At 66.1% G+C, this 21,456-nt stretch carries 20 protein-coding genes; 13 read left to right on the top strand and 7 right to left on the bottom strand.

Annotated elements, in window-relative coordinates:
* Positions 1 to 8: 8 nt before the first annotated feature.
* From AC0WR5_RS14835 to AC0WR5_RS14825, 3 genes are all read right to left on the bottom strand, one after another.
* Positions 9 to 713, bottom strand: coding sequence for an ABC transporter ATP-binding protein (locus AC0WR5_RS14835; protein WP_475864238.1), 705 nt, complete (start codon positions 711 to 713; stop codon positions 9 to 11).
* A complete protein-coding gene (locus AC0WR5_RS14830; RefSeq protein WP_475864236.1) occupies positions 710 to 1,474 on the bottom strand; it encodes an ABC transporter ATP-binding protein in 765 nt (254 codons plus the stop codon). The genes AC0WR5_RS14835 and AC0WR5_RS14830 overlap by 4 nt, the downstream gene beginning before the upstream one ends.
* A 71-nt stretch (positions 1,475 to 1,545) precedes the next feature.
* Positions 1,546 to 2,754, bottom strand: coding sequence for a substrate-binding domain-containing protein (locus AC0WR5_RS14825; RefSeq protein ID WP_475864235.1), 1,209 nt, complete (start codon positions 2,752 to 2,754; stop codon positions 1,546 to 1,548).
* Positions 2,755 to 2,859: 105 nt separating this feature from the next.
* Between AC0WR5_RS14825 and AC0WR5_RS14820 the strand changes: the two genes are divergently transcribed.
* Entirely contained in the window at positions 2,860 to 3,459 is a 600-nt protein-coding gene (locus AC0WR5_RS14820; RefSeq protein ID WP_475864233.1) for a helix-turn-helix transcriptional regulator, read from the top strand.
* A 30-nt stretch (positions 3,460 to 3,489) separates the two neighbouring features.
* Here the strand turns inward: AC0WR5_RS14820 and AC0WR5_RS14815 are convergent, their stop codons facing one another.
* Positions 3,490 to 3,786, bottom strand: a complete 297-nt coding sequence (locus tag AC0WR5_RS14815; protein ID WP_475864232.1) for a DUF2218 domain-containing protein — start codon at positions 3,784 to 3,786, stop codon at positions 3,490 to 3,492.
* 105 nt (positions 3,787 to 3,891) lie between these two features.
* Between AC0WR5_RS14815 and AC0WR5_RS14810 the strand changes: the two genes are divergently transcribed.
* The 12 genes from AC0WR5_RS14810 (at position 3,892) to AC0WR5_RS14755 (ending at position 13,738) form a co-directional block, all read left to right on the top strand.
* Entirely contained in the window at positions 3,892 to 4,815 is a 924-nt protein-coding gene (locus AC0WR5_RS14810; RefSeq protein WP_475864231.1) for a siderophore ABC transporter substrate-binding protein, read from the top strand.
* A 29-nt stretch (positions 4,816 to 4,844) separates the two neighbouring features.
* Positions 4,845 to 5,768 carry an ABC transporter permease gene (locus AC0WR5_RS14805; RefSeq protein WP_475869035.1) on the top strand — a complete coding sequence of 308 codons (924 nt, stop codon included), beginning with the start codon at positions 4,845 to 4,847 and terminating at the stop codon, positions 5,766 to 5,768.
* A complete protein-coding gene (locus AC0WR5_RS14800) occupies positions 5,761 to 6,732 on the top strand; it encodes an iron chelate uptake ABC transporter family permease subunit (RefSeq protein ID WP_475864229.1) in 972 nt (323 codons plus the stop codon). The genes AC0WR5_RS14805 and AC0WR5_RS14800 overlap by 8 nt, the downstream gene beginning before the upstream one ends.
* On the top strand, positions 6,729 to 7,481 hold the full coding sequence (locus AC0WR5_RS14795; protein ID WP_475864227.1) for an iron ABC transporter ATP-binding protein: 753 nt from the start codon (positions 6,729 to 6,731) through the stop codon (positions 7,479 to 7,481). Before AC0WR5_RS14800 ends, AC0WR5_RS14795 begins: the two co-directional genes overlap by 4 nt.
* 286 nt (positions 7,482 to 7,767) lie before the next feature.
* Positions 7,768 to 8,895, top strand: a complete 1,128-nt coding sequence (locus AC0WR5_RS14790) for a MotA/TolQ/ExbB proton channel family protein (protein ID WP_475864225.1) — start codon at positions 7,768 to 7,770, stop codon at positions 8,893 to 8,895.
* Between the two features lie 55 nt (positions 8,896 to 8,950).
* Positions 8,951 to 9,331, top strand: a complete 381-nt coding sequence (locus AC0WR5_RS14785) for an ExbD/TolR family protein (protein ID WP_475864224.1) — start codon at positions 8,951 to 8,953, stop codon at positions 9,329 to 9,331.
* Between the two features lie 3 nt (positions 9,332 to 9,334).
* Positions 9,335 to 9,727: an ExbD/TolR family protein gene (locus AC0WR5_RS14780; protein ID WP_475864222.1), complete on the top strand. Its 393-nt coding sequence runs from the start codon at positions 9,335 to 9,337 to the stop codon at positions 9,725 to 9,727.
* On the top strand, positions 9,724 to 10,728 hold the full coding sequence (locus AC0WR5_RS14775; protein ID WP_475864220.1) for an energy transducer TonB family protein: 1,005 nt from the start codon (positions 9,724 to 9,726) through the stop codon (positions 10,726 to 10,728). The genes AC0WR5_RS14780 and AC0WR5_RS14775 overlap by 4 nt, the downstream gene beginning before the upstream one ends.
* Before the next feature lie 372 nt (positions 10,729 to 11,100).
* On the top strand, positions 11,101 to 11,601 hold the full coding sequence (locus AC0WR5_RS14770; RefSeq protein ID WP_475864219.1) for a type III secretion system chaperone family protein: 501 nt from the start codon (positions 11,101 to 11,103) through the stop codon (positions 11,599 to 11,601).
* A gap of 34 nt (positions 11,602 to 11,635) precedes the next feature.
* Positions 11,636 to 12,451: a pyrroline-5-carboxylate reductase gene (proC, locus tag AC0WR5_RS14765; protein ID WP_475864217.1), complete on the top strand. Its 816-nt coding sequence runs from the start codon at positions 11,636 to 11,638 to the stop codon at positions 12,449 to 12,451.
* On the top strand, positions 12,444 to 12,785 hold the full coding sequence (locus AC0WR5_RS14760) for a tRNA-binding protein (protein WP_475864216.1): 342 nt from the start codon (positions 12,444 to 12,446) through the stop codon (positions 12,783 to 12,785). The genes proC and AC0WR5_RS14760 overlap by 8 nt, the downstream gene beginning before the upstream one ends.
* Positions 12,782 to 13,738: a 2-hydroxyacid dehydrogenase gene (locus AC0WR5_RS14755; protein WP_475864215.1), complete on the top strand. Its 957-nt coding sequence runs from the start codon at positions 12,782 to 12,784 to the stop codon at positions 13,736 to 13,738. The genes AC0WR5_RS14760 and AC0WR5_RS14755 overlap by 4 nt, the downstream gene beginning before the upstream one ends.
* Before the next feature lie 65 nt (positions 13,739 to 13,803).
* Here AC0WR5_RS14755 and AC0WR5_RS14750 read toward each other — a convergent pair whose 3' ends face one another.
* The 3 genes from AC0WR5_RS14750 to AC0WR5_RS14740 form a co-directional block, all read right to left on the bottom strand.
* Positions 13,804 to 15,039 (bottom strand): MFS transporter, encoded by a 1,236-nt coding sequence (locus AC0WR5_RS14750; RefSeq protein ID WP_475864214.1) that lies wholly within the window; start codon positions 15,037 to 15,039, stop codon positions 13,804 to 13,806.
* 86 nt (positions 15,040 to 15,125) lie between these two features.
* The gene (locus AC0WR5_RS14745) at positions 15,126 to 19,322 is read right to left on the bottom strand and encodes a translocation/assembly module TamB domain-containing protein (RefSeq protein WP_475864212.1); all 4,197 of its coding nucleotides are present in this window, start codon (positions 19,320 to 19,322) and stop codon (positions 15,126 to 15,128) included.
* Positions 19,322 to 21,145, bottom strand: a complete 1,824-nt coding sequence (locus AC0WR5_RS14740) for an autotransporter assembly complex protein TamA (protein WP_475864210.1) — start codon at positions 21,143 to 21,145, stop codon at positions 19,322 to 19,324. Before AC0WR5_RS14740 ends, AC0WR5_RS14745 begins: the two co-directional genes overlap by 1 nt.
* Between the last annotated feature and the right edge of the window lie 311 nt (positions 21,146 to 21,456).

Here is a 21,456-nt window from a genome sequence, read left to right as displayed (position 1 = left end):
TTCCTCCCTCAGGCCGACAGGCTCAGCAGCCGGTCCTGCAATTCTGCGTCCGCGATGAAATCCGCCATGGAGCCGGCGTGCACGATGCGGCCGTCGTCGATCACTGCCATTTCTCGGCCAAGTCGCTTTGCAAACTGGAAATTCTGCTCGACCAGCATGATGGTCGTCGTCTCGCCGATCTCGGCAAAGGCATCCGCCATGGCGTCGACGATCGAGGGCGCCAGGCCCTTGGTGGGTTCGTCGATCAGGATCATCTCGCGTGGTTCGATGATCGCGCGGGACACAGAGAGCATCTGCTTCTGCCCCCCGGAAAGGCTGCCCGCGGGCTTGTCCCAGAACTTCTCCATCGCCGGGAACAGCTCGTAGATATAGCTCAGCCGCTTCTTGTCGAAACTGCCGTCCCGGCTCGCGAGGATCATGTTCTCCTCTACCGTCAGGCTGCCAAAAATGCCCATGTTTTCAGGTACGAAGGCGATGCCCAGACGGGCAATGTCGGCGGTGTGCATGCCGCTGATATCCTGCCCGCGGAACAGGACCGAGCCGGGTGAGGGCTTCCACAACCCCATGATCGAGCGCAGGGTGGTGGTCTTGCCGGCGCCGTTGCGGCCCAGCAGCACGAAGACGCCGCCCTCGGGCACCTCGATGCTGACGTCGTGCAGCACGTGGTAATGACCGATGTCGGTCTTCATGTTCTTGAGCGAGAGCAGGCTCATGCGGCGTCCTCCGATTTGCCGAGGTAGACGTCGCGCACCAGCTGGCTGCTCATGACCTCGGCGGGGTCACCCTCGGCCAGCAGCTCGCCGTTGTGCAGCACGATGATCCGGTCGGCCAGGGCACGCACCACGTCCATCTTGTGCTCGACCAGCAGCACCGTCTTTGTGGTGTCGCGCTTGATCTGAGCGATCAGGTCCAGAACGTCCGGTGCATGATCGAGGCTCATCCCGGCGGTGGGTTCATCGAACATGTAGATATCGGGCTCCATCGCCATCAGCAGGGCGACCTCCAGCTTGCGCTGGTCGCCGTGGGGCAGGAGGGAGGCCGTCTGATGGGCCTTGTCGGCGAGCTTGGTCAACTCGAGGTAATGTTCCGCCTGCCGGGTCATCTCGCGATAGCTGCCGACGGGCCGGAACATGCCGAAACCCTTGCCCATGCGGGCCTGAACGGCCAGCCGGATGTTCTCCAGCACTGTCAGGTCGGGAAACAGATTGGTCAGCTGAAAGGCGCGTCCGATCCCGTGCCGGGCCCGCCCCGAGGGGGGCATCGTCGTCAGGTCGGTGCCGTCCTTCAGGACCTTGCCGGAGGTGGCGGTCAACTGCCCCGAGATCAGGTTGAAATAGGTCGTCTTGCCGGCGCCGTTCGGGCCGACGATCACCGTCAGCTCGCCGGGATGAAAGTCGCAGGTGACAGCGTTGACGGCCACGTGGCCACCAAAACGGATCGTCAGCTCCTGCGTGCTGAGGGATGGTTTTGTCATGATTTCACGGGTGTTTGGGCAGTGGGTGCACCGGCCCGCGCAAGGCGCGCAGGCCGGCCGTCAGGAGGGCGTCACTCCTGGTTATTGCGACCGATGGGGATATCCATCTCTTCCGGTTCGATGATCCGGACCTTCTCGGGGATGGCCCAGTCCACGTCGTCGTCCACGCGGATCTTGAAGTGCACCATGGACTGCAGCGCCTGGTGATCTTCGGGGCGGAAGGTCATTTCGCCCTTGGGCGTGTCAAAGGACATGCCTTCCATCGTCGCGATCAGGTCCTCGGTGTCGAGGCTGGGGCTTTCCTTCAGCGCCTTTACCACGGCCATGGCGGCGGCCATGCCGCCAGCGGTGAAGAAGTCCGGCGGGCTCTCGAAACGCTTCATGTGTTCATCGACGAGCCAGTTGTTCACCGGGTTGTCGTAGGCCTCGTAGTAGTAATAGACCGAGCCTTCCATGCCGGGGAACCGCTTGTAGGTCGGCAGGACCGGCAGGATGTGACCACCCATCGAGATCTCGATGTCATAGCGGCCCGGATCCATCGCCTGGATCTTGCCGGGGGCGTCACCACCGCCGGCAACGTAGATCAGGATTACCTTGCGGCCATCCTTGTCCTTCAGAGCGTTGAACATGCGTTCGCCGGCCGCGGTGAAATCTGCGGTGCCCTGGGGCACGTATTCCTCGGTCACCACGGTCGCGCCGGACCCTTCCAGGGCACTCTTGAAGGCCTCGATGCCGTCCCGGCCAAAGGCATAGTCCTCGGCCAGCGTCGCCACGTAGAGGTTCTCGTCGGGTTGCAGGGCCAGCGCCTGGGCCTGCATGTCCATCGAGGAATTGCGCGAGGTCTTGAAGACATAGCGGTTGCTGTCCGGGCCGGTCAGGCCATCGGCCACGGCGGGCTCGACGATCAGCAGCTTCTCGTATTCCTCGGCGATCGGCAGCATTGCCTGGGTCACACCGGAAGAGGTCGCGCCCACGGCCAGGGTCACCTCGTCGTCGCCATAGGCCTCGGCCAACACGGCACGGGCGATATCGGGCTTGAACTGGGTGTCCTTGGTGATGATCTCTATCGGGTGACCGTTCACCATGTTGGTGCCGTCGGTCGCATACTCGATACCCATCTCGAAGCCGGTCTGGGTCTGCTTGGAAAAGGCCTCCAGCGCAGAGCCCGACAGCCCGTGGATCAGCGCGATCTTGATCGGATCGGCATCCTCTGCGGTTGCGGCGCCGGTCAGGGCCAGCGCAGCTACCGCGGCCCCGAAGAGCCTCGTTACTTGTTTCATAATGTCCTCCCATTATACCGGGAGACGGCGTGCCATTGCAGCAATGGAATGTGTCGTCTACCCTGTGGTCATAACCTTCACCACCGGGGTAGAACGGGCAAGATCGTGGAATTACGTATCGCGGAGCTCTTCGAGGCAGGCGACTTTGCAGAGCTGGCCTATGTCCACGCGCCCATCGGTCTCGTGGTCACGGAGAACCGTGTCATCCGCGACTGCAACTATGCCTTCGCCGAGATGTTCGGATACACCCGGGAGGAGCTGCGCGACCAGCTCTTCGCCAAGCTCTATCCGACCGAGGCCGAGTTCGACAACGTGCGTGACAGGGGCATTGAAAGCTTAAGGGAATCAAATTCTTACTGGGATGAGCGCATCATGGCACGGCGCGATGACACGCTCTTCTGGTGCCGCGTGCGGGGGCATTCCTTCACGCCGGAACAGCCGCTGCAAAGGGCCGTCTGGAGCTTTGCCGACCTGTCGAAAACGCGGCCCTACGTGCCCATGACACGCCGCGAGCGGGAGATCGTTTCCTTCCTCTCCGACGGGCTCACCAGCAAGGAAATCGCCCTGCGTCTCGACATCTCTCACCGCACGGTCGAAGTCTATCGGGCGAAGCTCCTGAAGAAGTTCGGGGTGAGCAACACGAGCGGTCTCTTCCATGCCCTCGCAGGGGTTTACCAGGATCACGTGGTCACCCGGAGCGAGTGAGCGCAAGCGCGGGCGACGCCTGTCGCGAGGTCATGCCACCGGATCGTCTACCCAGGCCATTTCGGTGAAATTCTCGCGGAAGGCGAAGGTCACGAGGTGCGAGTCGATGGCGTGTTTCGCCCGCGTCAGCCCTTCGGAATCCTGCCCGGTCACGGTAACGTGAAGCCCATTCTCGTCTGCGCGAAGTGTCGCAGGGCCGGCGGGCATGGCGGCCTTGCCCCGCGTGGCGTCATATTCGACCTGTACCTTGTGGGCAAAGTGCTTGCACAATTGCTGCAGGTATTTCGATCCGTGCTCGGTTTCAAAGCTCGCGCTGGCGGTTGGCAAGTGGCTCTCCAGTCTCTGATTCTTTTTGTAGGGTATTGTCTTGACCCCCCTTGGGCAACGGGATAGCCCCGAGTGCATGCAATCTGCACGCCATCGGAGAGAGCCATGCCCATGCTTCCCGCGCCTCTGAAAGCCATCTGTGCTGCCGCCGCCCTGACCCTGTCGGCCGGTGCCGTTCTGGCTGATCCCGTCACCTTCCAGACGGCGACAGGCCCGATGACGCTTGATGAAAAGCCCAAAAGCGTTGCGGTGCTGGACGTCGCAGCGGTGGACACTCTCGCGGCCCTGGGCGTGACCCCCGATGGCATCGTGCGTCCCCTCTATGTGGATCGACTGAACAGCCAGGTCGAGGCGTCGGAGACGGTAGGGACCCTCTTCGAGGCGGATTTCGAGAAGCTTGCCATGATGCATCCCGACCTGATCATCGTCGGCGGCCGGGCCGTGGCCCAGGCCGACATGCTGTCGCGCATCGCCCCGGTGGCCGACATGTCGATCAGCGACGACGCGATCGCCGACGGCTATGCCCGCCTCGAGGCCTATGGCCTGCTCTTCGACCGCGAGGACAAGGCCGCAGAACTGGAAGCCCAGCTGACCGACAGCCTCGAGAAGGCCCGCGCGGCGGTGGCCGACAATGGCGGCCGGGCGATGATCCTCATGACCAACGGGCCCAAGATCTCGGCCTTCGGCGCGGGCAGCCGCTTCGGCTGGATGCACTCCGAGCTGAACTGGCCCGAGGCTGTCGGGGGGATCCAGACCTCCGATCACGGCGAGCCGGTCTCCTTCGAATACGTCGCCCAGGCCAACCCCGACACGCTGCTGGTCATCGACCGCGGCACCATGGTGGGCGAGGGCGCCCAGAACGCCGAGGCTACATTGGACAACGCGCTGGTCCAGGGCACCGAGGCCTGGAAAGACGGTCGCGTGGTCTACCTCTCGACCCCCGAGGCCTACGTGGGCATGGGCGGCATCCAGTCGCTGCTGGTCACCCTCGACGAAATCACCACGAAACTCTCGGAGACGGGCTCCTGACACCTTTCCGCTGGACGCTGGCCCTCTTGTTGCTGGCGGCTCTGGCTGTTCTGTCGCTCTTCGTGGGCGCCGTGCCGGTGTCGCTGTCCGGGTTCCTGACCGATCCCCAGGGCCAGCAGTTGCTTCTGGTCAGCCGTCTGCCGCGGACCCTTGCGGCGCTGCTCGCAGGCGGCGCGCTTGCCGTGTCTGGCCAGATCATGCAGATCCTCGCCCGGAACCGCTTCGTCGAGCCGATGACCGCCGGGGCAGGGCAGAGCGCCGCTCTGGGCATCCTGATTGCCTCGGCGCTGTTTCCCGCCACCGCGATCTGGGCCAAGATGGGCATTGCCGCGGCTACCACACTGCTGGGCAGCATCGGGCTGCTGCTGCTGATCCGCCCACTGCCGCCCACTCAACCGCTACTCGTGCCGCTGGTCGCGCTGGTTTACGGCGGCGTGATCGGGGCCTTCGTCGCCTTCTTTGCCTATCAGGGCGACATGATGCAATTTGTCGGGGCCTGGCTGACAGGCGAACTCTCCGGTGTGCTTCAGGGGCGCTACGAATTGCTCTGGGTGGCGGCCATCGCCGCCGGTGTCACCTGGTTCATCGCCGATCGGATCACGCTGCTCAGCCTTGGTGACAACGCGGCGCGTGGCCTCGGTGTCAACGTCAAGGTGATCATGGCGGCGGGCCTTGTCGCGCTGTCTCTGACCACCGCCATGGTCGTCGTCACGCTGGGAGCGATCCCCTTCGTCGGCCTCGTGGTGCCCAACATCGTGGCCCGCCGCATGGGCGACAACCTGCGTCGCGCCATTCCTGTCGCGGCCCTCGGCGGTGCGGCTCTCGTGCTCTTCTGCGACATCCTCGGGCGGGTTCTGCGCGCGCCGTTCGAGATCCCCGTCTCCAGCATCGTGGGCGTTGTCGGGGCGGTGATCTTCCTCGTGCTTCTCTACAGCGAGCCGCGTCATGACTAGGCGCTTCGTGATACTTTCGGCGGTGCTGCTCGTCTCTGCGGCGATCTACATGTTCTACGGCGCCGCCCCCTCGGCCTGGGGCTTCCTGCTGCCTTACCGGGCCACCAAACTGGCCGCGATGCTGGTGGTGGGCGTCAGCCTGTCGGTGGCGACTGTGCTGTTTCAGACGATCACAGCCAACCGCATCCTCACGCCCTCGATCATGGGGTTCGACGCGCTCTACGTGCTGGTCCTGACCGTTCTGGTGCACACGCTCGGCGGCGCAGGTTACGCCATGTTGCCGGCCTGGCTGCTTTTTGCGCTGAACGTCGGCGGCATGACGCTGCTGGGGTTGCTGCTCTTCGGCCTTCTGCAGCGTGCCGCGCACGGCGACATGATGCGGCTGGTGCTGACGGGGCTGATCCTCGGCGTGCTGCTGCGCTCCATTACCGGCTTCCTGCAGCGGATGATCGATCCGGCGGAATTCCAGATCGTCCAGGCGGTGTCATTTGCCCGCTTTACCCAGGTCGAGCCGGTGCTCCTTGGCCTGACGACGCTCGTGGTGATCCCCGCGCTCTGGCTGGGCTGGCTCATGCGCCACCGGCTCGACGTGCTGGGGCTCGGGCCGGTGCCTGCAACGGGCCTTGGCGAGAACCCGAAGCGCGGCCAGGCCCAGGCCCTGATCCTGATCTGTGTTCTCGTGGCGGCTGGCACCGCGCTGGTCGGGCCGATGTCGGGCTCGGGCGTGGCGGGCGGGGCCAGCTTCTTCGGGCTGATCGTCACCGCGCTGGCCCATGTGATCACCCCCGGCGAACGCCACGCAATCCTCATTCCGTCGGCTGCCCTGACCGGCGCCATCATCCTGGTGGCCGGGCAGACGATCATGGAACGGATCTTTCACCTCACCACGCCGCTGTCGGTCGTGATCGAACTGGTCGGCGGCGTGCTCTTTCTGGTCCTCCTCGTCAAAAGGAAACGCGCATGATCCGCATCGAAGGTGTCAGCCATTCCATCGGGCATCACCAGATCCTTCACGATGTCACCGTCGACCTGCCCCGGGGCGGCATCACGGCCCTGATCGGCCCCAACGGCGCCGGCAAGTCGACCCTCCTGTCGCTGATCGCGCGGCTGACGCCGCTGAAACAGGGGCGGATCTCCGTCGATACCCTGCAGATCGGTGCCTGCTCCGATCGCGACCTGGCCAAGGTCCTCGCCATCATGGCCCAGACAAACCAGGTCTCGGCCCGCCTGCGGGTGCGCGAACTGGTCAGTTTCGGCCGTTATCCGTGGCATCGCGGGCGCCCTGGCCCCGAGGATGCCGCCCTGGTCGAAGCCGCGCTCGAACGCTTCGAGCTGCTCTCCCTGGCCGATCGGTTCCTCGACGAGATCTCGGGCGGCCAACGGCAGCGCGCTTTCGTGGCCATGGCCTTTGCCCAGGACACCGATTACCTGCTCCTCGACGAGCCGCTGAACAACCTCGATATCGCCGGCGCCCGGTCGCTGATGCGGCTTCTGCGCGACATGGCGGACAAGGACGGCAAAACGATCGTCATCGTTCTGCACGACATCAACTATGCCGCCGCCTTTGCCGACCGTATCGTCGCTCTTCACGATGGGCGAATCGCGGCCGAAGGTGCGCCGGAAGCCGTCGTTTCCAATGACTTGCTGCGCGACGTCTTCGGTACGGATGCCGAGATTTCCCACATCAACGGGCGTCCCTACGTGCTCGTGTAAGGGGAATGCGCCGAAGGGCCCTCTTCGGGTCGGGTTTATAGTTGACTGTTATACTCGGTTATCTTACCCCCACCGCAACGCCAGCCGTGGTCATGTGGTTTCCCTCAGTCTTTTCATGGCCCGCCAGCATTGCGGAGCAGCATGCGCTGAAACGCCCCTCTCAGTCGGGGCCGGCACGTGGCGATGATCTCTCCGCCGGGACAATTTCGGCCTGTCGTCTGCCGGTGCGGCGACAGGCCATCAGGCAGGGGCAACAGTCGACCCTGCCGCGCACAAGGAGAACGACATGGCAAGGCAGCCTCTGGCAATCGCGGGGACACTCCTCCTTCTGGCAGCAGGGCCTGTCTGGGCCCAGGCCGCGGATCCGGCAACGGACGCGACAGGGCAGGGCAGCGTCGCCAGCGGCCCGATTGTCGATACCGAAGTGACCCAACCTGCCATGCCCGGTGCCGTGGCCGATAACTCCGCGCCCGTTGTCTCCGACACGACGTCCTCCGCGCCTGCCACCACCACGGTACCGGAGCAACCCACCTCCACCGTCCCTGATGCGGCCGCTACGGAGGCCAGTTCGGCGGGCGATACGACCGCGCAGGATACGACCGCGCAGGATGCGACGGCTACTGAAACGGCTGCCACCACAGCAACCGGCAACGAAGCAGCCACCGCCGAAGCAACCGGTGCCGTGACCGCTGCACCCGTAGAAGCGCTGCCGCCCGAACCGGCCACCGTCGGTGACATGGTCGGCGATGCCTACGACCGCTCCGCGGAATTCCTCGTCAACGGTGGCCCGGCCATCTGGGCGATCGCGGCCCTGTCCGTGGTGACCGTCGCGCTGATCCTGTGGAAGATCTGGCGTCTCGTGCTTGCAGGGGCCTGGTCCCGCCGCACCTCCCGCAAGGCCGTCGAGGCCTGGGAGCAGGGCGAGGCCGGTGTCGCCATCGCCATGGTTCAGGGGCGCAAGGGCGTGCGCTCGCAGCTGGTCCATGCGGCGATGCGGTCGCGCATGACGCTTGCTGAGGAACCGGCGCGCGAAGAAACCACCCGCGTTGCCCGTCGCATCCTGGGTCAGCAGGGCTCGGCGCTGCGTGCGCTCGAACTGATCTCGACCATCGCGCCGCTGCTTGGTCTTCTCGGGACGGTCATGGGCATGATCGCGGCCTTCCAGGCCCTGCAGGAGGCCGGCTCGCGGGCCGATCCCGCGCTTCTCGCTGGCGGTATCTGGGAGGCCCTGCTGACCACCGCCGCAGGCATGGCCGTCGCCATCCCGGCCTCTGCCGCGCTGACCTGGTTCGAAGCCGTCCTCGACAAGCTGCGCCAGGACCTAGAGGATCTCTCGGCCCGCATCTTTGTTGCGGATCTGCCCGGAGAGGGCCTGGCCGCGACCGACAACGTGTCCAAGCTGGCCGCCCAGTAAACGGCGTCCAGCACATGTACCGCACTGAATTCGCATCTCGTCGAAGCGACCCGTCATGAGTTTCACCCTCGATACCCCGCGCAAGCGGCGCAAGCCCAGCCTGACGCCGATGATCGACGTGGTCTTCCTGCTGCTGGTCTTCTTCATGCTGGCGTCCCGCTTTGGCGTCGACAACGTGCTGCCCCTGCCGCTGGCCTCCGGTGGCTCGGGCTATGAAGGGCCGCCGCGCCTGGTCGACATCCTGCCCGGGGGCCTGCGCCTGAACGGTGCGCCGCTGACGCAAGAGGACCTGGCCGAGCGGATCGCTGCGCTGACCTCGGCTCCGGGCGACACGATCATCCTGCGCGGCGCCGACGGCGCCGACCTGCAGCGTGTCGTGGATGTGGCCACGGCCCTGCGCAACGCGGGCTACACCAACCTCGTGCTGGTGGAGTGAGCCATGGCGATGCAGTTTTCCGACCCGCCGCGCCGCCCGCGCGCGGAATCCATCGTGCCGATGATCAACGTGGTGTTCCTGCTGCTGATCTTCTTCCTGATGACCTCGCGCCTGACCCCACCCGAGCCCTTCGCGGTCGAACCGCCGACCGCTGAAAAGGGCGCCGATGCGGATGACACCGCCGTGCTCTATCTTTCCACCGGGGGCGAGGCCGGCTTCCAGGAATTGCGCGGCGACGCCGCCGTGGCCGCCTTCGTGGCCGAGAACCAGGGCCGCGAGGGCATCCCGCAATTGCGCGCAGATGGCAAGACCGAGGCCGCCGCCGTGGCCCGGACCCTTCGCGAGCTGACGGCAGCCGGCCTGAGCGATGTCGCCCTGGTGGTGGCTGCCCAATGAAGCGCATAGCAGAAGCCGCCGTCTTTGTCGGTCTCGCGGTCGGGCTGCACCTGATGATTGCCATGCGCGTGCAATCGCAGGAGGGGGCCGATGCCGGCGGGGCAGGGGGCGAGGCCCTCGTCACCATGAAGGGCGCCCCTCCCGGTACCGTCGAGATGATCGAGCAGTGGGAGACGCCGCCCGAGGCAGTGACCGAGACACAGCCGCCCGAGCTGCAGGAAGCCCGCCTGACCGAGGTGGCTCCCGAGGTTCCGGTCACCCCGCGGGTCAGCGCGCCGCCGCCGGCCTTCCCAAGCATGGACCTCCCGGATGCCATGCCCGACACCGCGTCGCTGCCGAAGATCGAGATGGACGTGCCGCCGCCGCCGGAACCCGAGGCCGAGCGTGACCCGGAGCCCGAGCCCGAGGTCGTCGAGGATCAGCCCGAACCAGAGGTGCAGCCGGAAGACATCCCCGAGGAGGTGGCCGAGGTCGAGCCCGCCGAGGAGCAGCCCGATACCACCACGCCTGCGGTCTCCAAGCGCCCGCTGGCTCGGCCGCAGGAAGTCGAACGTGCGCCGGAACCCGAACCGACACCGCGACCCGAGCCTCGGACCCAGCAGGCGCGCGCCGGCGGCGCCGGTGGGGCAACCCAGACGGCGGCCGGCTCCGGCGGGTCCTCGCAGGCGGGCAATTCGGGCAGTGCCTCGGAACGCGCAGCCACGTCCGGACAACAGGCCAAGCTGGCCTCTGTCTGGGGCGGGCGCATCCGGGCGCGCATCGAACGTCGCAAGCGCTTTCCCAACAGTGCTCGTGGGCAGGTCGGGACCGTGCTCGTGCGGGTAACGGTCTCGGCAGATGGTCGTCTGCTGGGCGCCTCGATCCTGCGCAGCTCTGGGGTGCAGGCCTTCGACCAGGCCGCGGTTGCCGCGATCAACAGCGCCGGCCGCCTGCCGCCCGCACCTAGTGGCCTGAACGAGTCGCAGCGCAGCTTCGATCTGCCGATGTCCTTCGGGCAATAGCGGCCGGGCATACCAGATATGGACGAGTTATGGAGAAGGGCGGCCGCAGGGCCGCCCTTTTTCCGTGGCTGTGCCGCCGAAACCCGTCTGTGTTGCGCGAATTTGGCCGTTCGGCAAGGAAATCGCCCGAAATCACCGTCTTTCTTGTTAACTTATGTCCGGTTTCGCCCCAAAAAGGGGCGAGATTTCGTGGGTCCGCACGGTCTATCCACAACAAATCGTCTTTATCCCCAAGTTTTGGCTTTACAGGGTGACGGTCGCGCAGCACCATATTTCGTATGAAACGTGGGAAATCGCCCCGTTTCTAGAGCAGGCACCTAGCGCTTGGGGTGCTGCCAACCCCGCGCGCTATGACACAAATGAGGTGGCGCCATGGCATTGTCTGAGACCTTCATTTCCGAAGAACTGCACCCGATCGACATCGTGGAAACCCTCGCGGAACACCACGAATGGGACTTCGACCGTATCGCCGAAGACCAGATCGCAATGGCCGTGGAAGGCCAATGGCGCACCTATTCCATCACTCTCGCATGGTCTGGCTACGACGAGACCCTGCGCATGGTATGCACCTTCGACATGGAGCCGCCGGCGGAAACCCTGCCGGGCCTCTACGAGCTGCTCAACCTGGTCAATGACCAGTGCTGGGCGGGGTCCTTCACCTATTGGGCCGACCAGAAGCTGATGGTCTACCGCTACGGTCTCGTGCTCTCGGGCGAACAGATTGCGACGCCGGAACAGATCAGCACCATGGTCACCGCGGCGGTGCTCTCGGCCGAGCGTTACTACCCGGCCTTCCAGCTCAACGTCTGGGGCAACCGGGCCCCGAAGGACGCGCTGGAAGTCGCCATTGCAGAGGCCTACGGCCGCGCGTAACACTTGCCCCCGAAGCGAATGCAAAGGGGGTACCATGGCTTTGGAGAAAGTGGCCGAGAACGGCCTCGTCCTGCTGGGATGCGGCAAGATGGGCAGCGCGATGCTGGCTGGCTGGCTCAAGGGCGGTCTGCCGCCAAGCTCGGTCTGGGTCCTTGATCCGAAGCCGTCCGAGTGGCTCCGGGGCACCGGCGTTCACCTGAACGCCGGCCTGCCGGAAAAGCCCGCAGTTGCGCTGATCGCGGTCAAGCCGCAGATGATGGGCGACGCCCTGCCGGGGCTGCAGGCCCTGGGCGGCGGCGATACGGTCTTTCTCTCCATCGCCGCCGGTACACCGATTTCGGCCTTCGAGGCAGCCTTCGGCGAGGCCAGCCCTGTGATCCGGGCCATGCCCAACACGCCGGCGGCCGTGGGCCGCGGCATCACGGCGATCATCGGCAATGATCACGTGGGCGAAGAGGCGCTGGTCATGGCCGAGGAGCTGCTCTCCGCGGTCGGTCAGGTCGTCCGGCTGGAGGAAGAGGACCAGATCAACGCCGTCACCGGCGTGTCGGGGTCCGGCCCCGCCTATGTCTTCCACCTGATCGAGACGCTTGCCGCTGCCGGCGAGGCTCAGGGCCTGGCACCCGATCTGGCGATGCAGCTTGCCAAGGCGACCGTCGCCGGGGCAGGGGCCCTCGCCGAGGAGGCCGGCGAAGATCCCGCTCAGCTGCGGATCAACGTCACCAGCCCCAATGGCACCACGCAGGCCGCGCTTGAGGTGCTGATGAACGAGGGCGATGGTTTCCCGCCGCTGCTGCAAAAGGCGGTAAAGGCCGCAACCGATCGGGCGCGGGAGCTTGCCAATGGCTGATCAGATCACCTTCGACGAATTCCTTGCGGTCGACATCCGCGCCGGCCGCGTGGTCCGGGCCGAGCCCTTCCCCGAGGCGCGCAAGCCCGCGATCAAGCTCTGGATCGATTTCGGCCCCGAGATCGGCGAGAAGAAGACCTCGGCCCAGATCACCGCGCATTACTCGCCAGAGACCCTTGTGGGCAAGATGGTCATGGCCGTGGTCAATTTTCCCCCACGTCAGATCGGCCCCTTCATGTCCGAGGTCCTGACCCTCGGCGTGGCCGATGCAGAGGGCGGCGTCGTGCTCGTGACCCCCGATCAGGATGTTGCGCCCGGGGAGCGGATGCATTGAAACGGATCCTGCTCTCCCGCCCCATGCCGCCGGCCACGATCGCAGCGGCCGAACAGCATTTCGAGGTCGAGGTCCGGCAGAGCACCCGCCCGATGTCCCCGGCCGAGCTGCGCTCCGGCCTGGCGGTCTTCGACGGCATGATGGTCACCCTGGGCGACAACATGACGGCCGAGGTCATGCAGGACTTCGGCCGCCCGCGCTGCAAGATGCTTGCCAACTTCGGGGTCGGCTACAACCACATCGACATCGAGGCCTGCCGTAATCACGGGGTCACCGTGTCCAACACGCCGGGCGCCGTCACCGACGCCACCGCCGACGTGGCAATGACGCTGATCATGATGGCCTGCCGGCGCGCCGGCGAAGCCGAACGCGTGGTCCGGTCCGGCAAGTGGGAGGGCTGGCACCCGACGCAGCTCCTCGGCCTGCATGTCACCGGACGCAAGCTCGGTATCATCGGCATGGGCCGCATCGGCCAGGCGGTGGCCAAGCGCTGTCATTACGGCTTCGACATGGAGGTCGGCTATTTCAACCGCTCCGCCAAGGAGCTGCCGTTCCCGGCCCGTCGCCATGACACCATGGAAGGCCTGGCGGAATGGGCCGACATCATCGTCATCGCCACCCCGTCGAGCGCCGAAACCCACCACCTCGTCGGGGCCTCCGTCTTCGAGGCGATGCAGAAGCACGGCGTGCTGGTCAACATCGCCCGTGGCGACATCGTCAACGAGACGGCCCTGATCTCGGCGCTGAAGGCGGGCAAGATCGGTGCCGTGGGCCTTGATGTCTATGAACACGAGCCAAGCGTTCCGCCGGCACTCATAGGCATGGAAAACGCCGTTCTGCTGCCCCATCTCGGCACCGCCACCCTGGATGTGCGCGAAAACATGGGCGCCATGGCGGTCGAGAACCTGCGTGCCTATTTCGCGGGCGAGGATGTGCCGAACCGGGTCAATTGATCCCTGCGGTCCCGCGCCCCGGGGCCGCCCCTTCACCTTTCCGGAAACACTCCCGCCGGAGGCGCCTAGCGACGCCCGTGGGCCAGACGCACCGCTTCCGGATGCGCGCGCAGTGCGGCCATGGCGATCACGCCGATCACTGGTCCCGGTACCAGGGCCAGGAAGACCCATTGCCACGACCCCAGCGCCCCCGCCACGGCCGGCAGGCTGCGGATGGCCAGGGTCGTCAGGGCAAAGCCCACGCCCATCTGCAGGGTCAGCGCCGTTCCGGTCAGCTCGGGTGGAGACAGCTCCGTGACCGCAGCCGAGAACTGTGCGCTGTCCCCCACGATGGCAAAGCCCCAGGTCAGCGCGATCACCGACAGCAGCCATCCCGGCCCGTCAAAGGCAAAGCCGATCAGCACCGCACAGCTGCCCGAAAGGGCCATCATCATGATCGTCGTGGCGCAACGTCCGGCACGGTCGGACATCCAGCCGGCCAGCAGGCAGCCCGGCACGCCCGCGGCCACCGCCAGGAAGGTCAGCATCGGCGGCGAGCCGAAGGGGAAGGGGCTCAGCCCCGCGGCCTCTGCCGCCCCGGCAAAGCTCAGCAGCCAGGCCCACATGGCATAGAGCTCCCACATGTGCCCGCAATAGCCCAGGTTCGCCAGCATCACCGGCCGGTCACGCAGGATACTCACGGTCTGGCGCGGATCAAACCGCGCCCGGCCAAAGCCGAAGGGCCCCTCGCGCAGCGCCAGACCGATCAGGAGCGCCCCCGCCATGGCCGCGACCGAGGTGGCCAATACCACCACCTGCCAGTTGACGCCCCCGGTCAGCGCCCGCACCAGGTGCGGCATCGAAGAGCCGAGGGTCAGCGCACCCACGAGTATGCCCAGGGCCAGCCCGCGCCCCTTCAGGAACCAGGTCGACATCAGCTTGAGGGCAGGGGGATACACGCCCGCCAGGGCGATCCCGGTGACCAGCCGCAGCGTGATGCCCGTCACCGCATCGGGTGCCCAGAGCAGCGCCAGGTTTGCCGCCGCCGCCAGGGCCGCGCTCACCGCGATCAGCCGCGTCATCGGGATCAGGTCCGGCAGGTTCACCAGGCTGGCCAGCACTGCGCCCGCAACGAACCCCAGCTGGACCGCGTTGGTCAGCCAGGCGCTCTGCCCGGGCGTCAGCTGCCAGAGGCGTTCCAGGTCCGGCGCAATGGCCGTGGCCGAAAACCAGGTCGACAGCACGCCGATCACCGCCAGGCCCAGAATGGCAAGCGCCCGCCACCGGCCGGCGGCCTCGGAAGGGGCAGAGGGGGTGTCCATTGTGGTCCATCCTGTGAAATTCGCCCGGCATGAAAAAGGGCCCCGAGGGGCCCTTTCTGTCAGCTTTCCCTGCATGGGAGCAAGGCTCAGTAGTTCTTCTCGAAGAAGACCCCGAGGCCGCTGTCGCCGTCCGAACTGACCGAGGCCTTGGCGGTGACATTGTCCGTCAGGTCGAGGTTCAGCGAGAAGGTCGTGCCGCCGCCTGCATCCACCTGGGTCTGGGAATAGACGTTCTCGGTGACGTAGCGGCCCATCGTCAGGCTGGTCTGGCCATCCTCTGCGGTGGTCAGCTCGAGATCATCGAACCCGGTGCTCTGCCGCAGCCGCTCCAGCAGCCCGCCGTTGCCGCTGCCGGTCAGCGTGGCAATGGCCGAGGCCAGCTGTGCCGCCTGCAGCGCCGTCAGAGAGGAGGTGCTGCGCCCGAAGAACAGTTCCGAGATGATCTCGTCCTCGGGCAGCGAGGGCGTGGATTCGAACTCCAGCGACAGGGTCGAGGGCGACCCCTCGATCGTGATCGTGAAGTCGTAGCCATTGTTCGAGGCGGTCGCGACGAAGTGCATCTCTGGGGTGAAATCCCCTGCAAGCCGGATCCAGCCCTCGGTCAGGTCGAGGCGCTTTGTCAACAGGTCCAGCCGGCCGCGCACGAGGGTGAATTCCCCCACCGGCGCGGGTGCCGCCGTTGTTCCGCCGATGGTGATCCCGCCGCGCAGTTCCGCATCCAGGCCGCGGCCCCGGATGAAGATCGAGCTGTCGGTCTGCACCTGGATGTTCAGGCTCAGCGGCACCATGCTGCTGCCCCCGGAGGAACTGCCAGAGGTGTCGTCCTCCGTTGCCACCAAGCCCGCACGCTCGCGCGTGACATAGCTCGGCTCCGGTTCATCGAAATGCTCTATGTCGGGGATCGGCGTGCCGCCCCCCATGCCGGTCGAGGTCAGCCGGATCTCGGTATTGCTCAGGCCGAGGCGCCCCGAGATGCTGCCGCCGCCGGTCAGCGGGCCCTGGATGGCAAGGCTGCCGTTCACCGTGCTGGTCGCAAAGGTGCCCTCGGTAAAGACGGCGCCGTTGAAGTTGACCGACAGGTTGGCCTGGTAGGGGGCCGAGGAGCTGACCGTCCCGGTGGTGGTGATCGTGCCGCCTGCGGACGGGGCCGCCGACAGGTTGATCGTTGCAGCACCGCCGGCATAGCTGATCGTGCCGTTGATCGACTGGATCACCTGGCCCAGCGTCGGCGCGACTAGGCGACCGTTGGAGATCGTCACCTGGCCCGAGAGCGCCTCGAGGCCCGGTTGCCCGTTCATGGTCAGGTTGAAGCTGGCCATGCCCGAGATCGAGCGCGGCGCGATGAAGCTGTTGGCCAGTCCCAGCGGCACGGCGCCGCTGATCTGCAGGTTCACCGTGCCGTCGGGATTCAGAACCGTGCCGGTGATCGAGGCATTGGTGCCACCGGCGCCCGAAACCTTGACGTCCAGCGCGACGCTGCCGTTGCCGGCCCCAGATGGCCGCAGCGCCCCCTTGACGTTCAGCGGTCCGGTCAGCCCGGTCACCAGGCGGCCCAGGTCGTCGAGCTGGACCGAGAAGTCGATCTGCGGGCCGTTCTCGTCGATGCTGCCGCTGCCCGTTGCCGTGATGGCATTGGAGCTGAAGCTGACCTGGTCGAGGTAGATGGTATTGTCCGGCCCGATCCGCACGGTGGCGCCGATGGTCGTCTGCCCCGCGAACAGGGCATCGATCATGTCGTTGCCGATCCCGATATTGGTGCCGTTGCCCGATACCTCGATGTGGTAGCCCCCCTCGGAGGCCGAGGCCAGCGAGACGTCGAGGTTGATCGGCCCGGCATTTGCACCCAGCGCGAGGGCCGAGTTGGGGATGTCGAGCGACAGGTTCAGGTCCACGTTGCCGCCGGTCACGCCGCCGGTCAGGTCGATCGTGGCGCCGGGGGCGTCGATGGTGGCGGTGTTGATGGTGACATCGCCGTTCAGGATGTCGACGTCGGCGCGGATGGTGGTGCGCCCCTGCAGCAGGTTGTCCACCGCCTCGATCCCGGTGCCGAGGTCATTGCCCCCGCCCGAAACCTTGATGGCGATGCCGCCGTCGGCCTGGGCCTGGGCGGTGCCGGCCAGGGTCAGCGGCCCGGCTTCGCCACCGGTGAATACCGCCGAATTGGCCAGCCGCGCGCTGAAGGTCAGGTCCATCTCGTCTGTGGGAGAGAGCACACCCGAGGCCGACAGCCGCAGCTCGTCGCTCTGGATCAGCCCCTGGGTCAGCTCCACCGGCCCGTCCTTCGGCATCGAGACCTCGACGTCGAGGTCGAGACCGCCGGCCAGAAGCGCGTCGACCGCGTCGATCCCGAGGTTGATGTCGTCGCCCCCGCCCTTGGCCGTCACCGTCATGCCCGAGGGCGTCTGGGTGATGGCGCCAGAGACGTCGATGCCGCCGGAGGTGGTGCCGGTCAGCTTGCCCGCATCCGCCAGCTTCAGATCATAGGTGATCTCGCCGGAGTTGCTGGCCAGGGTGCCCTGGCCGGTCAGCTGAACCGCGTCGGTGCCGACGAACAGCTTGTTCAGGGTGATGCCGTCGCTGCCGCGCTCCACGTCGATATCAAGCTGCGCGGGGCTGTCCAGCAGCGCATCCACCGTCGGGATGCCCGTCGACAGGTTCTGCCCCTTGCCCTGCGCCGTCAGGTGCATCTTGGTCGAGGGCAGCTGTACCTGGAAATCCACGTTCAGCTGTGCAGCGCCGGCAAGGTCCATGCCGGTCAGCGGTGCAAAGGCCGTCAGGTTGGCGACATCGGCATTGGCGCTCAGCTCGATGGTACTCTCGCCGTCCTCGCCCTCGGCGGGGATGTAATCGGCGCTGCCCGTCAGGTCGATCGAAGCGCCGTCGACGGTCAGGTTGCGGATGGTGATCGGCCCCTTGCCAAAGCTGATGTCGGCCGAGCCGGTGATCTCGCTGCCCAGGGCCTCGTTGACCGCCGGATCGTCGGTGTTCATGCCGGCGGCGTCAAAGCCCACGGTGATCGTGCGTTCGCCGTTCTCGGGCAGGGCGCCAGAGACGCTCAGCTTCAGGGTATCGGCGGTAAAGCCCTGCGACTGCGGTGCGATCACCTCGATGGTGCCGGTCACGTCGTCCGATTGCGCCCGGTCAAAGCTCAGCCCGATATCGGCCGAGGCGATGGAGAGGTTCTCGCCGAAGGGCAGGGTAACGCGATCCGCGCCGGTGGGCGACACCAGGGCGCCGGTCACGTCGAACTGCTGCGGGGTGCCGTCGCCGTCCATCTTCAGGTCGCCCTGCAGGTTCAGCGCCGCCGAGGTAAAGCGCACCAGATCGAGGTCGAGCGCGCCATCGGCGCCGCGGATCCCCGTGGCGGCCAGGGTGATGTCCGTGCCCAGGAACTCCTGGTATTGCGGAGCGGCCAGTGCGGTCAGGTCGCCGTTGACCTGCAGCGTGAACTCGCGCCCGCCGTCGTCCCGGCCCTTCAGGCCGAGGCTGCCGGTCACGCGCTGCTCGCCGTCGGTGCTCAGGTCCAGCGTGGCGTTGTAATCGTCAAGCGGCCCGGTGCCCTGGATCGTCAGGTCCAGCGAGGGATCGCCGGGCAGGTCCATGATGCTCGAGATCAGGCCGCCGGCATCCTCGTGCACATCCACGTCGACCGCGAGGTTCTCGCTCTTGGGATCATAGCTGGCCTGCACGCTGAATTCGCCGGGGCGGTCCTCGCGCTGGATCTCCAGCGCCGTGTCCAGGCCACCCTTCGCCAGGCTCAGATGGCCCGTCATGCTCAGCACGGCCGATTGCCCCATGACCGCCTCGCCCAGGTCGAACTGGTTGATGCCGATGTTCTGGATGTTGATGGCGATGGGCAGTTTCGGAATGCTGATCCCGGTCGCCTCGGCCGAGGGCAGCTCGGTTTCGGGCTCTTCATCGCTCTCGGGCAGCCGGCTCAGGATAACCTTCTCGGCCGAGATCTCTTTGATCTCCAGACGGCCCAGAAGCAGTGCCGTGCGGCGCCAGTTCAGCGTCGCGTTGTCCATCTCGAACCAGACCCCCTGGTCATCGGCGATGGTCAGCTTTTCCATCGTCGCATTCGACGACAGCGCCCCCTTGAACCCGGTGATCCGCACCTCGCGGCCATTGCCGGACAGGGCGTTCTGGATTGTGCGGGTCAGGAACCCCGCGCCGTCGTCGTTGCTGTCGTCCTGCGCCATGGCCCCGGGTGCCAGAAACGCCAGGCCCAGCAGGGTGATCGCGGTGATCAGGAGAATGCGGAGTGATTTCAACTGGATCATCAGAATGCCTGCCCAAGACCGATGTAGATGGAGAGCGATTCAAGCGGCGAATCCGACCCGGATCCGGTGACCGGCACCGCCAGGTCGACGCGCAGCGGCCCGAGCGAGGTGAAATACCGCGCCCCGATGCCTGCGCCGCCCTGCCACGAACCACCGGAGAAGTTTTCCGAGGCTGCGACATAGCCATAGTCGACAAAGGCCACGGCGCCCCAGCTGTCGGTGAAGTGACTGCGCAGCTCGAAGCTCATGGCCGAGAAGCTGCGTCCGCCCGTGGTGGTGCCGTCTGTGTCCACGCCCAGCGACTCGTAACCCTGGCCGCGCACGGTGCCGCCGCCACCGGAGTAGAACAGCCAGTCCGGCGGGGTCTCCTCGATCGAGGGGCCCATGACCGACCCGAGCTGCAGGCGCCCGGCCACGACAAGCTGGTCGGTATCGCCGAGCAGCGGATAATAGGCGCGGATGTCGGCAGTGCTGCGGACCCCGGATTCAGACCCGTTCAGCCCCAGGAAGGGCATGGCCTCCGCCTTGGTATAGGCGCCCTTGATCGGGTCCGTGGTGCTGTCTCGGTTGTCCCACAGGAAACCCGCGGTAAAGGTCGCGTGGTAGTACTCTTCGTTCTTCAGCTCGGTTTCCGAGTGCGAGTAGCGCAGTCCGAGGTCGGCCGAGCCGGTGACCTTGCGGTTGATATAGTAGTCGAGGCCCACGGTGATTCCGGCCACGTCGGTCAGATAGGTCGGCTCGTCCTCGCGCTTGACCAGCAGGCCGAAGCCGAGGTCCATGTCGGGGTGCAGGAAGCTGGGATAGACCAGCGTCGTTTCGAGCTGGTAATCCACGCCGCCGGTGGTGCCGCCGATCCCCTCGATGTCGCCCTCGATCCGCAGCCGTTCGGCATTGCCGCCGATGTTGCGGTGGGTCCAGTAACCGTTCAGAGACAGGCCCTCGACGGTGCTGATCTCGGCACCAAAGCCGATGCCGCGCGGCGGGCCGTCCATGGTGTTTACGGTCATGTCGATCGTATCGTTGGGGCCCACCTCGTCGGGTGCCTCCACCACGGCGGTGCTGAAGACGCCGGTATTGCGCAGCCGTCGTTCCGCGTCGGCCACTTCCTGCGGGCTGTAGGTCTCGCCGCTGGGAATGCCGGCAATCTCCAGGATCCGCTCTGGCTTCACGGCGCTTTCCTGCGCGGTCTCCGACAGCAGCGTCTTGCCAAAGGTCAGTTTCGGCCCGGGCGCCACGTCGAAGGTGGCCGCGATGGTGTTGTTCTCGTGGTCGGCGATGATCAGCTGGTTGGTGACCTTGGCCAGCGCATTGCCGCGGTCCTTCCATTCGCTCACCGCCTCGGTGCTGGCCTTGCTCATCACGCCGGTCGTCGCCGTCTTGCCCACCCGGAAATCCGGCACCGGCTCCACATAGGGCGGCAGCGAATTGATCTCTGCCTTGGAAAAGGTGAACAGCGGCCCCGGCACCACGTCTATGACGATCTTGCTGATCGGCTGGTCATAGGTCAGCTCGTTGATGTTCGAGGCCTGCTCGCCGTTGATCAGGATCGAGACATAGGGGGCAAAGTAGCCATCGTCGTAGAGCGCACCCACCAGGCGCCGGTAATCGGCCTTGGCCGCGGCGATCAGGTCCTGGTCATCGGTCTCCTCGTCATCGTTCACGGCGGCCACCGTCAGCGAGACGTTGGTCAGTTCCTTGGTCAGCTTCTTGTCGCCGACGGCCGTCAGCGAAACTTCGGTCGCTCCCAGCTGCAGGGCAGGGGCGAGCATGAAGACGGTGGCAAGGCCGAGGACGGGCAGTTTGCGGGCGGCGGATCCGGTCATGGGGGGGCGCGACGTCATTGTGGGCGCGATACCTTTGGCTGTGGCGATCGGACCCGTCGCAAAGAGCGCCTGCCTGACTGCAGCGCGCACCGGCCGGGCCGGGGCGTGTCCCCCGGGCTCGGATGGTAGGGCGTCAAGCCCTGCTTGACCAGACGTAGGCCTCCATATTTCGGGGGTGCGTCCCATGTGCAATGCCATATGTCCGATTCCTGCCGTTTGCGTCAGCCGGGTGGCGATCCGGCGCTGATCCGACTGCCCCCGGATGCGGCGGGCATCCCTCAGGCGCCAGCGTCCCTTAAACGGTTGTCAAT

The organism is Pseudooceanicola sp. DL12, assembly GCF_056270665.1.
Note: the sequence above shows the minus strand (reverse complement) of the source record. Positions and strands in the feature narration are given on the sequence as shown.

Bases quoted from the DNA above. Each gene is read 5' to 3' on its own strand.
- AC0WR5_RS14835 (WP_475864238.1), bottom strand. From the start codon at position 713: ATGAGCCTGCTCTCGCTCAAGAACATGAAGACCGACATCGGTCATTAC.
- AC0WR5_RS14830 (WP_475864236.1), bottom strand. From the start codon at position 1,474: ATGACAAAACCATCCCTCAGCACGCAGGAGCTGACGATCCGTTTTGGT.
- AC0WR5_RS14825 (WP_475864235.1), bottom strand. From the start codon at position 2,754: ATGAAACAAGTAACGAGGCTCTTCGGGGCCGCGGTAGCTGCGCTGGCC.
- AC0WR5_RS14810 (WP_475864231.1), top strand. From the start codon at position 3,892: ATGCCCATGCTTCCCGCGCCTCTGAAAGCCATCTGTGCTGCCGCCGCC.
- AC0WR5_RS14800 (WP_475864229.1), top strand. From the start codon at position 5,761: ATGACTAGGCGCTTCGTGATACTTTCGGCGGTGCTGCTCGTCTCTGCG.
- AC0WR5_RS14795 (WP_475864227.1), top strand. From the start codon at position 6,729: ATGATCCGCATCGAAGGTGTCAGCCATTCCATCGGGCATCACCAGATC.
- AC0WR5_RS14790 (WP_475864225.1), top strand. From the start codon at position 7,768: ATGGCAAGGCAGCCTCTGGCAATCGCGGGGACACTCCTCCTTCTGGCA.
- AC0WR5_RS14785 (WP_475864224.1), top strand. From the start codon at position 8,951: ATGAGTTTCACCCTCGATACCCCGCGCAAGCGGCGCAAGCCCAGCCTG.
- AC0WR5_RS14780 (WP_475864222.1), top strand. From the start codon at position 9,335: ATGGCGATGCAGTTTTCCGACCCGCCGCGCCGCCCGCGCGCGGAATCC.
- AC0WR5_RS14775 (WP_475864220.1), top strand. From the start codon at position 9,724: ATGAAGCGCATAGCAGAAGCCGCCGTCTTTGTCGGTCTCGCGGTCGGG.
- AC0WR5_RS14770 (WP_475864219.1), top strand. From the start codon at position 11,101: ATGGCATTGTCTGAGACCTTCATTTCCGAAGAACTGCACCCGATCGAC.
- proC (WP_475864217.1), top strand. From the start codon at position 11,636: ATGGCTTTGGAGAAAGTGGCCGAGAACGGCCTCGTCCTGCTGGGATGC.
- AC0WR5_RS14760 (WP_475864216.1), top strand. From the start codon at position 12,444: ATGGCTGATCAGATCACCTTCGACGAATTCCTTGCGGTCGACATCCGC.
- AC0WR5_RS14750 (WP_475864214.1), bottom strand. From the start codon at position 15,039: ATGGACACCCCCTCTGCCCCTTCCGAGGCCGCCGGCCGGTGGCGGGCG.
- AC0WR5_RS14745 (WP_475864212.1), bottom strand. From the start codon at position 19,322: ATGATCCAGTTGAAATCACTCCGCATTCTCCTGATCACCGCGATCACC.
- AC0WR5_RS14740 (WP_475864210.1), bottom strand. From the start codon at position 21,145: ATGACCGGATCCGCCGCCCGCAAACTGCCCGTCCTCGGCCTTGCCACC.